Below are 13,502 nucleotides of genomic sequence, written 5' to 3' on the forward strand. Positions count from 1 at the left end.
TATGAAAAAATTACCAAAAACGGATGTCGTGGTCATTGGCCTCGGCTGGGCTGGGTCGATCATTGCCAAAGAACTGGCCGATGAAGGCCTGGAGGTGATCGGCATTGAACGTGGTCCCTGGCGCGATACTGCGCGTGACTTCAATGTCGCCACCGTGACCGATGAACTGCGCTATGTGATGCGCGAAGAACTGATGCTTCGCACCCGTCAAAATACCTGCACCATGCGTAACAATCCCTCGCAAACCGCCTTGCCGATGCGCACCTGGGGATCATTCCACCCCGGTAACGGCACGGGTGGCGCAGGAAACCACTGGGCGGGTATCACCTTCCGTTTCCAGCCGGAGGAGTTCCGTCTTAAAAGCCATCTTACCGAGCGCTATGGCGCAAATGCTATCCCCGAAGAACTGGTTCTCCAGGATTGGGGGACGAGCTGGGAGGAGATGGAACCCCATTATATGCAGTTTGAGCGGGTGGCGGGGACATCGGGTTATGCCGCCAATCTTAATGGTGAAAAACGTGCTGGCGGTAACCCATTTGAAGGCATGCGTTCCGGTGATTACCCCACGCCGCCACTGCGCCAGCCTTACGGTCCGACGCTGTTTGCCGAAGCCGCAAAGAATATGGGTTATCACCCTTTTCCGGTTCCCTCGTCGTTGGTCTCCGAGGCCTATACCAATCCCTACGGCGTGACGATGGGTCCCTGTACGTTCTGCGGGTTTTGTACCAACTACGGTTGCGCCAACTATTCCAAAGCCAGTGCCATCACCACGGTATTACCGGCGTTGATGCGTAAAGAAAATTTCACCGCTTACACCCACTGCGAGGTGTTGGAGGTGCTGACCGATTCATCAGGTAAAAGAGCCACAGGCGTGACCTATGTCGACTCCTCGGGCGATAAATGGGAACAACCCGCCGACCTGGTGATTGTCGCCGCCTTCACGTTTGAGAACGTGCGCCTGATGCTGCTGTCGAATATCGGCGAAGCCTACGATCCCGTCACGAATCGCGGCACCACGGGCCGCAATTATGCCTATCAGACCGCCAATGGCGTGACGTTGTTTTTTGACAACAAAAACTTCAATCCTTTTATCGGCGCGGGTGCCGTCGGCATGGGTATTGACGAATTCAACAACGACAATTTCGACCATAGCGGCCTGGGCTTTCTTGGCGGTGGCAGTATTCGCGTGACGCCGATAGGCTCGGCGCCGATTGGTTACCGGCCACTACCGCCGAATACCCCAAAATGGGGTTCCCAATGGAAACGTGCGGTAAAAGATAACTACCTCAGCACCATGTCGATTGGGTGTGAGGCGAGCAGTTACACCACGCGTACCAACTATCTCTCGCTCGACCCGAATTACAAAGATCCCCACGGGCGTCCTCTACTGCGTATCACCTTTGACTTCGCAGAGAATGATCTGAAGATGGCGCAATACTGCACGGGTAAGGTGGCGGAAATTGCCAAATCAATGAACCCGCGTGAAATAGTCGCCAAACCGATGACGGGTCACTGGAATAGTGTTCCGTACCAATCATCTCATGTGGTGGGCGGTTTCATTATGGGGGCCGACCCCAGCACCAGTTCGGTGAACAAACATTTGCAAGTCTGGAATGTGCCCAACTTGTTTGTCGTCGGTGCATCAGCCTTCCCGCAAAACCCTGGCTATAACCCAACCGGTACGGTCGGTGCGCTGGCATTTAAAGCGGCGCACGCCATTCGTCATTACTATCTCAAACGTCCAGGGGAGATGATCACTGCATGAAAACGTTCACCACTCTCTCACTCGCGGCGTTACTGACGGCGGCCAGCTGTGCTGCGCAGGCACAGCCGGAATATGATCAAATCACTCGTGGCAGCTACATCGCCACGCTCGGCGATTGCTCGGCATGCCACACCAGCGATGCCAAACAGCCATTCGCGGGTGGTGTCAAACTCCAGACGCCTTTCGGCACACTGGTCGGTGCCAACATCACGCCGGACCCCGCAACCGGTATTGGCAACTGGAACTATGACGACTTTAAACGCGCCATGACAACAGGCATCGGTCACGGAGGCAAACGGCTGTATGGGGCGATGCCGTTTACGGCTTACACCAAAATGTCTGATGCAGATCTGCACGACCTGTGGGCATGGATGCAAACCTTGCAGCCGGTTCACCATGAGGTAGAAACCAATCAACTGCCGTTCCCTTTCAACATTCGCACCAGCCTGATGGCGTGGAACTGGATAAATTTCGACCAGGGTGAATTCCAACCCCGTCCAGACAAATCGGCGCAATGGAATCGCGGGGCATATTTAGTTGAAGGCCTCGGCCACTGCGGCACCTGCCACACCCCGAAAAATCTACTTGGTGGCGATAAAAGCGGTCAGTTCCTCACTGGCGAAGTGGTTGAAGGCTGGTATGCCCCCAACCTGACTAACAACGATCACAGTGGGTTGGGTAAATGGACTGCGGAAGACATTGTCAGCTACCTGCGCACCGGGGTAAACCGCTTCGACATTGCCTCCGGACCGATGGCCGATGCGGTTCGTCATTCAACACAATATTGGCGTGATGACGATTTGCAGGCCGTCGCAACCTATTTAAAAGGTGGCGATAAACAAAGCGAAAAAGTACCGCAACCGTTGCCTGCCAGCGATGCGCGTATGCAACTCGGCGCACAAATTTATGCGTCCAAATGTTCGGCCTGCCATAGCCCGGGTGGACGTGGTGAGCAAAACATCTTCCCGCAATTGAAAGATAACCCATTGCTTAACCAGCCAGATGCAACTTCCTTAATTCGCGTGGTCGCAGCGGGGAGTCGTGGCGTAGACACCGACATCCGCCCGACAGCACCCGCGATGCCCGCGTTTGCCGGGGTGTTGGGTGATGATCAGATCGCGGCGGTGGTGACTTACATCCGCAACAGCTGGGGTAACGCCGCGGCACCCGTTGATGCCAGCGCGGTTCAGCAGGTGAAAGACAACCTGCAATAACCTGTTTGAGTGGCAGGGAAGCCACCTGTTTCGCGTCAAGATGACTGGCAAAATTGCGCCAAATCAATTCCCTTGCACATCACGTAAAAATCTTCTGGTTGGTTTTCATCAGCGGGCTTAGCCTTAAGTTGCATTTAAAATACAACTTATAGCAAGGACCTTGATTATGTTCTGTGTGCAATGTGAGCAAACCATTCGAACCCCGGCAGCCAACGGCTGCTCGTATGCGCAAGGGATGTGTGGCAAAACCGCCGAAACCTCTGATTTACAGGATCTGCTGATCGCCGCATTGCAGGGGCTATCCGCCTGGGCGAGCAAAGCGCGCGAATATGATCTGATCGATCACCACATCGACAGCTTTGCCCCACGCGCCTTTTTCTCCACCCTCACTAACGTCAACTTCGATTCACTGCGCATTGTCGGCTATGCGCAGGAGGCGATTGCCAAACGCGAAGCGTTGAAGGCGGCCTGCCTGGCGATTGACCCGCAGGCGAACATCGTTCATCCGCTGGCAGATTTGCAACTGGTCAGTGACGATCTCGGCGCATTGCAGCAACAAGCCGCCATTTTCACGCCAAATCGTGATAAAGCGCTGATTGGTGACAATATCCTCAGCCTGCGTCTGTTGTGTTTGTATGGGCTGAAAGGGGCGGCGGCCTATATGGAACACGCGCATGTACTCGGTCAGTACGACAACACCCTGTACGCCACTTATCACCGCATCATGGCGTGGTTAGGCAACTGGCCTGCGGATATGAATGCCCTGTTGGCCTGTGCCATGGAAATCGGCCAAATGAATTTCAGCGTGATGCGTATGCTCGATGCCGGAGAAACCCACAGCTGGGGCCATCCGACACCCACGCAGGTCAATGTTAAAGCGGTCGCCGGAAAGTGCATCCTGATTTCTGGTCACGATCTCAGAGACTTACATCACCTGTTGCAACAGACTGAGGGCACCGGCGTCAACGTTTATACCCACGGCGAAATGCTGCCTGCACATGGCTATCCGGAATTACGCAAGTTTAAACATCTGGTCGGCAACTACGGCAGCGGCTGGCAGAACCAGCAGGTGGAATTCGCCCGCTTCCCGGGGCCGATTATCATGACCTCCAACTGTATTATCGACCCGACCGTCGGTGCCTATGACCAACGTATCTGGACGCGTAGCATCGTCGGCTGGCCGGGTGTGCAACACCTGACAGGAGACGATTTCACCCCAGTCATCCAGCAGGCCCAACAACTGAACGGTTTCCCGTACAGCGAAATTGAACATCTGATTACCGTCGGTTTTGGTCGTCAGACCTTACTCGGTGCCGTGGATACCTTGATCGACCTGGTGACGCAGGAAAAACTGCGCCATGTGTTTTTAGTCGGTGGCTGTGACGGCGCACGCGGCGAACGCAGCTACTTCACCGATTTCGCCACTCAGGTGCCCGACGATTGCCTGATTCTGACGCTGGCATGCGGCAAATATCGCTTCAACAAACTCGACTTTGGCAACATTGCCGGACTGCCCAGACTGATCGATGCGGGTCAGTGTAATGACGCCTATTCGGCGATCATGCTGGCCGTGACGCTGGCGGAAAAACTCGGTTGTGGCGTCAACGATCTGCCGCTGTCCCTGGTGCTGTCGTGGTTTGAGCAAAAGGCGATTGTCATCCTGCTGACGCTGTTATCGCTGGGTGTCACCAATATCGTCACCGGCCCGACGGCTCCGGCATTTCTGACGCCGGACCTGCTGGCGATCCTGAACGAGAAATTTGGCCTGCGTCAGGTGACCACCGTTGAGCAGGATATGCAACAGATGCTGAGCGCCTGAGGAGGCCACCATGACGATGCCAACCCCACAATGCCCGTGGCGCATGCAGGTGCACCATATCCAGCAGGAGACGCCAGATGTCTGGACGCTGTCACTGTTGTGCCACGATTATTATCCTTACCGCGCCGGGCAATATGCGCTGGTGAGTATCGCTAACAGCGCGACCACCTTGCGCGCCTATACCCTCTCCTCTACACCCGGCGTCAGTGAATACATTACCCTGACCGTGCGCCGTATTGCAGACGGCGCTGGCTCGCAATGGCTGACTGGTGAGGTAAAACGCGGTGATTATCTGTGGCTCTCGGATGCGCAGGGGCAATTCACCTGTGATGACATGCCAGATGACAAACTGTTACTGCTGGCCGCCGGTTGTGGCGTGACGCCGATTATGTCCCTGCGCCGCTGGCTGGCACGATACCGTCCGGCAACCGATGTGCAGGTGATTTACAGTGTACGCTCACCACACGATGTGATCTTTGCCGACGAATGGCGTGATTACGCGGTGACGCGGGTGGCAGAGCAGCAGGCCAGCGCGGGATTTGTTGCAGGCCGCCTGAGCCAGGCGTTGTTAAGCACCGTGCCCGATCTCGCTAACCGAACGGTGTTTTGCTGTGGTCCGGCCCCCTACATGGCCTGGGTGGAAGACGCGGTGCAGCAATTCGGTGTGCGTCGCTTCTTTAAAGAAGCCTTCTTCACCCCGACAGCCCCGGCAACGGAAGGGCTGAAAATCAGCAAACTTTCCGCCGGCAAAACCTTCTTTGCGCCGCATGGCAGCTCACTGCTACAGGCGCTGGAGAGCAACAAGGTGCCGATCGTCGCGGCCTGTCGCGCAGGGGTGTGCGGCTGCTGTAAAACCCAGGTGCTCTCGGGCGAATATCACGTCAGCAGCAGCGCCACCCTGACCACTCAGGAAATTGATCAGGGTTTTGTGCTGGCCTGTTCGTGCCAGCCGCAGGGAGATTTGCTGCTGGCCTGATCAACAAATTCGTCACGGCGGCATTCAGCCCTGATAGCCGCACTGCCGGGACAAGGCAAGCGCCGCCGCACGGATTTTCTCGCCAAGGCTGTCCACCAACCCCGCCCGGGCTTCGCTGCTGAGAAAGCTGGTGGCGATGCCCGCAATCGCCCTTCCCGAGTGATCGTAAATCGCCGCACCAACACAGGTCATCGCCGCATGGATCTGGCCGTTATCAATCGAAAAATGGCGTGCACGAATCGCCGTCAGCTCGCGGCGCAACGCCTCAAGATTATTCACCCCGGCAGCGGTCATCGGGGGTGGAAAACCGCTCGCGAACAGGGCAGTCAGCTCATGGTCAGGCAGCTCGGAAAGCAGCATCTTACCAGTGGCGGTAAAGGGGGCTGGCAAGCGCATACCGATACGAAACGTATGACCAAGGGGTTTATCTGAATTTCGACAACTGATGTAGACCACTTCATCGCGGTCAAGCACAGTCAGCGTGATGGTATAGCCATCCAGCTCGCTGTCGCTGGCAAAGTATTCACGGAACAACGCCACGATATCCATTTGCGACAAGAAACCCTCTGCCCAGCGCATCAGATGTGGCCCGAGGCGGAAAGCCCCATCGGCGGATCTGACTAACAGCCCCAGCTCGGTCAGCACGTTCAGTTGCCCATGCGCGGTGCTTTTCGGCAGGGCCAGCTGACGGGTGATATCCGCCGCCGCCAGCGCGCCCCCCTGAGCAGCAACCAGGTCGAGAATGGTGACCGCACGTCGCAAAGCGGGAACGGTATCCATATTTTTGCGCGTTTGATCGCTTTTTGTTACGAAGTCCCCTGACATACTGCCCCCTGTCCAATGTTCACTATACCGATCTTAGTTCAATATATTGAACTTATCCTAAGGGGGAGTACATGATCAAACTAAAAAATCCCACGCTGCTGCGTGACCGCTGTTTGGTAAATGGCGAATGGGTGAGCGGCAGCAAGGGAGAGGTCATTAAGGTTGATAATCCTGCCACCGGCGACATTATCGCCACCGTACCTGCCCTGTCGGCATCCGATACTGAGGGCGCGATCCGCGCAGCGCAAACCGCCTTCCGCAGCTGGAGCAAAATGGCGGCCAAAGATCGCACCGCCGTGCTGCGTCGCTGGTTCAATTTGATGGTAGAACATGCCGACGACCTCGCCGCACTGATGACCGCTGAACAGGGTAAACCGCTGGCAGAAGCCAAAGGTGAAGCGCTGTATGCCGCTTCCTTTGTCGAATGGTTCGCCGAGGAAGCGAAACGGGTGTACGGCGAAACCATCCCGGCCCCCACCAATAACAAACGTATCGTGGTGATCAAGCAGCCGATTGGCGTTTGTGCGGCCATCACACCGTGGAATTTCCCGGCGGCGATGATCACCCGCAAAGCCGCGCCAGCACTGGCCGCAGGCTGCACCATGATCGTCCGCCCCGCAGAGAAAACACCGCTAACGGCACTGGCGCTGGCTGAATTGGCCCAACAGGCCGGTATTCCGGCCGGGGTTTTCCAGGTGATCACCGGCGATGCGCGCGAGCTGGGCGGGGTGCTCACCGCCAGCGATGTCGTCACCAAACTCTCTTTTACCGGCTCCACCCAGGTTGGCCGTCTGCTGATGGCCCAGTGCGCCCCGACCATTAAAAAGCTGTCGCTGGAACTGGGCGGTAACGCGCCTTTTATCGTGTTTGATGACGCCGACCTTGATGCCGCCGTCGAGGGGGCCATCGCCTCTAAATATCGCAACGCCGGGCAGACCTGCGTCTGCTCCAATCGTCTTTATGTGCAGGACGCGGTGTACGACCAGTTTGCCGAAAAACTCGCGGCGCGGGTTGCCGCGCTGAAGGTCGGCGAAGGTCATCAGCCGGATGTGCTGATCGGGCCGTTGATCGATGGCAACGCCGTCAAAAAGGTCGAAGAACATATTGCCGATGCACTGGCGAAAGGGGCGCGGTTGGTCACCGGGGGCAAAACGCATGCGCTCGGTGGCAGCTTCTTCGAACCGACGGTGCTGACGGACGTCACCCAGCAGATGAAAATCGCACGCGAGGAGACCTTCGGGCCGGTTGCTCCGTTGTTCCGCTTCAGCAGCGAGGATGAAGTGATCGCGATGGCAAACGATACCGAATTTGGCCTTGCCGCTTATTTCTACACCGAAAATGTGCGTCGCACCTGGCGAGTGGCCGAAGCGCTGGAGTACGGCATGGTCGGTCATAACACCGGGCTGATCTCCAACGAAGTTGCACCGTTCGGTGGTGTGAAGCAATCCGGTCTCGGTCGTGAAGGTTCCCATCACGGCATTGATGAGTATCTGGAAATCAAATACCTGTGCTCAGAAATTGCCTGAACATAGCAGTCAACAAAGAGGAGATGAGATGACTATCAATCCATTTGAGTTTCGCACCGTACCCGCGATCGAGATGAAGTGGGGAGGTGCACAGCAGCTCGGTACCAGCATCGCCGCCCGTTTCACCCAACGTCATGTCTGCCTGATCACCGATGCCGGGCTGGTTAAAGCCGGTCTGATTGCCCCCATCGTTGACAATCTTACCGCCGCCGGTTTCAGCGTCAGTGTGTTTGATCAGGTGGTGGCCGATCCGCCAGAAGCGATCGTCCATGCCTGTGTTGATGCCGTGAAACAAGCCGGTGCCGATCTGATTATCGGCCTCGGCGGTGGCTCCTCGCTGGATATCGCCAAGGTAGCGGCGGTGATGGCACACGGCGAGCAGCCACTGGCCGAGATGTATGGCATCGGCAAGGTGACAGGTTCCCGGTTGCCGCTGGTGCTGATCCCCACGACCGCCGGGACCGGCTCGGAAGTCACCAATATCGCCATTATCACCACTGGCGAAACCACCAAGATGGGTGTGGTTGCGCCACAACTGTATGCTGATTTCGTGTTGCTCGATGCGGAACTCACCGTCGGACTGCCACAAATCCATACTGCCGCGACCGGCATTGATGCCATGGTGCATGCCATCGAGGCTTACACCAGTAAGCACAAGAAGAATCCGTTATCCGATGCGCTGGCGCGTGAAGCGCTCCGGTTGTTGGGCGCTAACCTGATCAATGCCTGTCAGGACGGCAGCAATCGCAGCGCGCGTGAAGGGATGCTGCTCGGGGCGACGCTTGCCGGTCAGGCATTTGCCAACTCGCCGGTTGCCGCCGTGCACGCCCTCGCCTATCCGTTGGGTGGTCATTACCATGTCGCACACGGTCTTTCCAATGCGCTGATGCTCGGGCCGGTATTGCGTTATAACGCCAGCGCGGCGGCACCGCTGTATGCCGAACTGGCAGACGTACTGGGTGTGGCAGGAAGCGGCGATGCCGATACGCGTGCCAGCGCCTTTGTCGCACATATGTTGCAACTGATGGAACGCAGCGGTGCACCGCGTCGCCTGCGTGATGTTGGCGTCACCGAGGAGAGCCTGCCGCGACTTGCAGCTGATGCCATGTTACAAACACGCCTGCTCACCAATAACCCGGTAGAGGTGCTGGAGCAGGATGCCCTGAATCTGTATCGCGAAGCCTTTTAAGTTCTTACCCCTAAAACAAAAAAGTACCCACGACTAACCAGAGGAATGCCCAGTATGAAAGATATACGACTCTACATGCTCCAGTCCGGCACCCTGAAATGTAAGGTTCACAACATCAAGATGAACCAAGGCGCCGGGGCCGATTATGAAATCCCGGTCCCGTTTTTTCTGATTACCCATCCTGACGGTCACACCATTATCGATGGCGGCAACGCCATTGAAGTGGCAACCGATCCGCGCGGTTATTGGGGCGGGATTTGTGATGTGTACTGGCCAGTGCTGGGCGAGGATCAGGGCTGTGTTGATCAGGTCAAAGCACTCGGTATCGACCCGGCAGATGTGAAATATGTGGTGCAGTCGCATCTGCATCTCGACCACACCGGAGCCATTGGTCGCTTCCCCAATGCGCGCCATATTGTCCAGCGCGCGGAGTATGAATACGCCTTCACCCCGGACTGGTTTGCTGCGGGTGGCTACATCCGCCACGATTTCGACCGTCCCGGATTGAACTGGCAATTCCTCAACGGCACCGACGATGATTTCTATGACATCTACGGTGATGGCACCCTAACCACCATTTTCTCGCCTGGCCACGCGCCCGGGCATCAATCCTTCCTGGTCCGTTTGCCCAACAGTAAACCGCTGCTGCTGACTATCGATGCAGCCTATACGGTCGATCACTGGGAACAAAAGGCGCTGCCGGGCTTCCTCGCCTCCGCAGTGGATTCGGTGCGTTCGGTGCAGAAACTGCGCGCCGTGGCTGAGCGGGCGGATGCGATTGTCGTCACCGGCCATGACCCGGATGCCTGGGCAGGGTTTAAAAAAGCCCCCGAGTACTACGACTGAATCCCGAGGGGCGTCATGCCCCTTTTTATCGTCGGCTAAACGAAATTCATACACTTACTTCATCCCTCCGCGAATAATCCCCGTCTGTGCGCGCTTTTTCCCTGCCTGAGTTTGTCAGCCAGCTCACAATATAAACGCAACTCATACCCTTAAAAGCCTTTTTTGACAGACACTGCCCCGCCCCATGCTTAAGGTGTGATCGGATTGTTAAATTTCTCTCACCATGACAATAGCCGTCTGACACGGCATAACAGAGAGCGTACCCATGAACACAAACAACCTGGTCGATATCAAAGCATGGATCGACGCCCGGCCTATTTCGCGCTTTCAATGGCGCGTGTTACTCCTCTGTCTGATCATCATCATGTTCGACGGTTACGACGCCGCCGCCATGGGTTTTATTGCCCCCGCGTTGATTGAACATTGGGGCATCTCCCGTGCCGCGATGGGACCCATTCTCGGGGCGGCAATGTTTGGCGTCGCCATCGGTGCGCTCATCGCCGGACCCCTTTCCGATCGCTTTGGCCGTAAACGTATCATTCTGTTGTCCTTTCTGATGTTCTCAGCGTTTAGCCTCGCTTGTGCGTTTGCCAGCACGCCGTGGCAGATGGCGTTGTTGCGTTTTCTCACCGGACTGGGCCTGGGTGCGGTGATGCCGAACTGCGTCACGCTGCTGTCGGAATATATGCCAGAGCGCCGCAAAGGGGTGATGATTACCCTGATGTTCAGCGGCTTTAACATCGGATCCGGTCTGGGTGGCTTTATTGCTGCGGGATTGCTGAGTGTCTGGTCGTGGCAAGCGGTGCTGGTGTTTGGTGGCGCGGTGCCGCTGTTAATGTTGCCGTTTTTTATCTGGCTGTTGCCGGAATCCGCCCTGAATCTGCTGGTACGTAAAGCCCCGCGTCACCAGATTGCGGCCTTACTGAACCGCATGGGCGGCAGCTTCAGTCATGACAGCAGCTTTGTGCTGCACTCACCTCGCGTCAATGGTCACAGCCCGATTTCGCAACTGTTCCGTCATGGTTTTGCGCGCGGCACCATTATCCTGTGGCTGACCTACTTTATGGGACTGTTCGTGATTTACCTGCTGAACGGCTGGCTGCCGACCATTATGCGCTCTGGTGGCATTTCGCTGGAGCAGGCGGCGATTCTGGCGGGACTGTTCCAGCTTGGCGGCCCGTTGGGCGGTATCATTGTCGGCGCGTTAATGGACAAACTGCGCGCCAAATATGTGATTGGCGTGGTCTACCTGCTCGGCTGTCTGTGTCTGGTGGCGCAGGGGATGTTCGGCTTTAGCGGTGTCGCGCTCGGTGCCTTTATTTTTGTCATCGGGATGTGTATCAACGGGGCGCAAAATGGCTTGCAGGTGTACTCACCGGCTTATTATCCCACGGAAATCCGTGCCACCGGGGTGAGCTGGATGCACGGCATTGGTCGCACCGGGGCAATACTCAGTTCCTCGATCGGCGGATTGCTGATGGGCGCTTTCCCGGAGCAATCGTCGATATTCTTTATCCTCGCCCTGCCCGCGCTGCTGGCGGCACTGAGTATTGTGTTACATCGCACGATTCCGTTGACCCTCAAAATAAAAGGCGCAGAACTGGCTGACATTCCTGCGCTGTCGCAAACCTTAAATAACCGATAGTCGCGGCGCGATTTATCGCGCCGCTACGGAACAGCGGATTAGAACGTTACCACCGTTTTCAGCTCGCCCACCCAGGCATCCTGGGTTTCACTCAGGCTGCCCGGGCGATGCCAGTATTGAATCCCCGGTTGCAACTCAAGCCAGCTAACAGGACGGAAGCGATAATACAGTTCCGCGTTGATCGCATGTCCCGGGACCGGGCTGTAGAGTGGATCATAATAATCACTCACCCCTTGCAGGCTATTTTTCTCCTGCTGATTGCGGCTGTAGTGATTGCTGATATCGATATACGACACGCCTACCCCAATCCAGTCTTCCGGCCGGGCATCAAACAGTCCGCGATAGCGCAGGGTCGCCGCCGTGACGTAGTGGATATAGTTACTACGCTGGTCACCAAACCCGGCATTTACGCCGCCGCTTAAGCCGCGATTGGCGTCATCAGCATGGCGAGTGAGCTGCTGGTTGAAACCGCCATAGAAAAACCAGGTGCGGTTATATTCTTTATACCCGTCGGGATCATTCGCGCCGGCATTTTGCGTTTTTCCGCTGTAAAGATCGGATTGTTTGGCGTTGGTAAATTGCGTGCCCAAATTATAAATACCGGGTAAGTCATTAATGTGGGTTTTCCATTCCACTTCCAGCGGTAAAATAAACCCTTTGCTGCCTTTGGTTGACCAACTCCAGGCATGGCTACGGTCGGTCGCTGACGGGTTTTGCTCCATAATACCCGCTTTCAGGGTCAGCTCCGGGGTGAGTTTATAGGCGAACGTGGTCCCCCAAGTGTGAATATTCCAGTTGCTCCACAGCATGGAGTTAGCCGATTTTCCGCCGCACAACATTAGGGTCTGAAAATCACAGGGGGCAATTTGATCGAAGGTCTGGACTTTATTCATCATGCCGATACGCCACTGTAAACGGCGATCGTCAAAGGTTCGGCTGAACGTTAACCAACCCAGGCGGGTAATTGAACCGGTCCCGGCACTTTCCTGGGTAGCATCATTAATATTGACGCGTGAATCCTGTACCCGTTTGGTTAACAGGCTGTCATCATGATTACGGTTAACAATATTGCCTTCAATGGTCGCATCCGGAATACCGGTAAAGCGCTCTAAATCTTGCGTAAAGGTGATAGCAAATTGATCAATATAGGCGAGATGATGATCGTGATTGTATCCCCCGGCGATATTGTATGCATTTTCATTGAGATACTGAAAATTATAGTTAAATCCGTTATCGCTCAGGATCGGGCGAATGCCCAGCATATCACCCAGTAAACCTGTTCCCGGTGCTTCAAAACCCAATACCGTGCCATTCCATTGCGGATCTTCTGCATAGGTATTGAGCGCAGTAAAAAGTAATCCAGCCAGAATTGTTACACGGAAAACCCTCACGCTTTTTATCATGATTTTCGCTTCTCTCTATTTTTTAGGGCGTAGTTAACCCGGCAACGAAATATCTGCCTGAGTCAATTCACTGTCGGAATTTTGAGCAAAAAAAAACCTAAATCGCCGGACTCTGATTAACCAGAGCCAAGTGATTTAGGTTTTGCCTGTCAATGTAAAACAGTAACAATCCTGAATGGGGAGCATCATCATCAAACTGCTTCAGGCAGGCAAGCGGTTATCCGCATCTTGATTAAATAATGTGAAGGAGATCTTATTTACGCGTCGGTTGCAGCCTCAAGTTGCTGTTTTGGT

10 protein-coding genes are annotated in these 13,502 nt (G+C 55.6%); 8 read left to right on the forward strand and 2 right to left on the reverse strand.

The annotated features are described in order from the left end of the window. Nucleotide 1 precedes the first annotated feature (1 nt). From PAT9B_RS23465 to hcr, 4 genes are all read left to right on the forward strand, one after another. A complete protein-coding gene (locus PAT9B_RS23465; protein ID WP_013511783.1) occupies nucleotides 2–1,765 on the forward strand; it encodes a GMC family oxidoreductase in 1,764 nt (587 codons plus the stop codon). Continuing rightward, nucleotides 1,762–2,979 (forward strand): cytochrome c, encoded by a 1,218-nt coding sequence (locus tag PAT9B_RS23470; RefSeq protein ID WP_013511784.1) that lies wholly within the window; start codon nucleotides 1,762–1,764, stop codon nucleotides 2,977–2,979. The genes PAT9B_RS23465 and PAT9B_RS23470 overlap by 4 nt, the downstream gene beginning before the upstream one ends. 166 nt (nucleotides 2,980–3,145) lie before the next feature. Then, the gene (gene hcp, locus PAT9B_RS23475) at nucleotides 3,146–4,798 is read left to right on the forward strand and encodes a hydroxylamine reductase (protein ID WP_013511785.1); all 1,653 of its coding nucleotides are present in this window, start codon (nucleotides 3,146–3,148) and stop codon (nucleotides 4,796–4,798) included. A 10-nt stretch (nucleotides 4,799–4,808) separates the two neighbouring features. After that, nucleotides 4,809–5,774, forward strand: a complete 966-nt coding sequence (hcr, locus tag PAT9B_RS23480; RefSeq protein ID WP_013511786.1) for an NADH oxidoreductase — start codon at nucleotides 4,809–4,811, stop codon at nucleotides 5,772–5,774. 24 nt (nucleotides 5,775–5,798) lie between these two features. Here the strand turns inward: hcr and PAT9B_RS23485 are convergent, their stop codons facing one another. Beyond that, nucleotides 5,799–6,599 carry an IclR family transcriptional regulator gene (locus tag PAT9B_RS23485; RefSeq protein ID WP_013511787.1) on the reverse strand — a complete coding sequence of 267 codons (801 nt, stop codon included), beginning with the start codon at nucleotides 6,597–6,599 and terminating at the stop codon, nucleotides 5,799–5,801. Between the two features lie 71 nt (nucleotides 6,600–6,670). Here PAT9B_RS23485 and PAT9B_RS23490 point away from each other — a divergent pair, with 71 nt between their 5' ends. The 4 genes from PAT9B_RS23490 (at nucleotide 6,671) to PAT9B_RS23505 (ending at nucleotide 11,805) form a co-directional block, all read left to right on the forward strand. Continuing rightward, nucleotides 6,671–8,125, forward strand: a complete 1,455-nt coding sequence (locus tag PAT9B_RS23490; RefSeq protein WP_013511788.1) for an NAD-dependent succinate-semialdehyde dehydrogenase — start codon at nucleotides 6,671–6,673, stop codon at nucleotides 8,123–8,125. A 28-nt stretch (nucleotides 8,126–8,153) separates the two neighbouring features. After that, entirely contained in the window at nucleotides 8,154–9,314 is a 1,161-nt protein-coding gene (locus PAT9B_RS23495; RefSeq protein ID WP_013511789.1) for an iron-containing alcohol dehydrogenase, read from the forward strand. 54 nt (nucleotides 9,315–9,368) lie between these two features. Continuing rightward, the gene (attM, locus tag PAT9B_RS23500; RefSeq protein WP_013511790.1) at nucleotides 9,369–10,160 is read left to right on the forward strand and encodes an N-acyl homoserine lactonase AttM; all 792 of its coding nucleotides are present in this window, start codon (nucleotides 9,369–9,371) and stop codon (nucleotides 10,158–10,160) included. Between the two features lie 265 nt (nucleotides 10,161–10,425). After that, entirely contained in the window at nucleotides 10,426–11,805 is a 1,380-nt protein-coding gene (locus tag PAT9B_RS23505) for an aromatic acid/H+ symport family MFS transporter (protein ID WP_013511791.1), read from the forward strand. Nucleotides 11,806–11,843: 38 nt separating this feature from the next. Here PAT9B_RS23505 and PAT9B_RS23510 read toward each other — a convergent pair whose 3' ends face one another. Then, nucleotides 11,844–13,208 carry a carbohydrate porin gene (locus PAT9B_RS23510; RefSeq protein ID WP_013511792.1) on the reverse strand — a complete coding sequence of 455 codons (1,365 nt, stop codon included), beginning with the start codon at nucleotides 13,206–13,208 and terminating at the stop codon, nucleotides 11,844–11,846. Between the last annotated feature and the right edge of the window lie 294 nt (nucleotides 13,209–13,502).

The organism is Pantoea sp. At-9b (genome assembly GCF_000175935.2).
Taxonomy (GTDB): Bacteria; Pseudomonadota; Gammaproteobacteria; order Enterobacterales; family Enterobacteriaceae; genus Pantoea.

Coding starts and splice junctions, on each gene's coding strand:
- PAT9B_RS23505 (WP_013511791.1), top strand. CDS start 10,426: ATGAACACAAACAACCTGGTCGATATCAAAGCATGGATCGACGCCCGG.
- hcp (WP_013511785.1), top strand. CDS start 3,146: ATGTTCTGTGTGCAATGTGAGCAAACCATTCGAACCCCGGCAGCCAAC.
- PAT9B_RS23490 (WP_013511788.1), top strand. CDS start 6,671: ATGATCAAACTAAAAAATCCCACGCTGCTGCGTGACCGCTGTTTGGTA.
- PAT9B_RS23495 (WP_013511789.1), top strand. CDS start 8,154: ATGACTATCAATCCATTTGAGTTTCGCACCGTACCCGCGATCGAGATG.
- attM (WP_013511790.1), top strand. CDS start 9,369: ATGAAAGATATACGACTCTACATGCTCCAGTCCGGCACCCTGAAATGT.
- PAT9B_RS23485 (WP_013511787.1), bottom strand. CDS start 6,599: ATGTCAGGGGACTTCGTAACAAAAAGCGATCAAACGCGCAAAAATATG.
- PAT9B_RS23465 (WP_013511783.1), top strand. CDS start 2: ATGAAAAAATTACCAAAAACGGATGTCGTGGTCATTGGCCTCGGCTGG.
- PAT9B_RS23470 (WP_013511784.1), top strand. CDS start 1,762: ATGAAAACGTTCACCACTCTCTCACTCGCGGCGTTACTGACGGCGGCC.
- hcr (WP_013511786.1), top strand. CDS start 4,809: ATGACGATGCCAACCCCACAATGCCCGTGGCGCATGCAGGTGCACCAT.
- PAT9B_RS23510 (WP_013511792.1), bottom strand. CDS start 13,208: ATGATAAAAAGCGTGAGGGTTTTCCGTGTAACAATTCTGGCTGGATTA.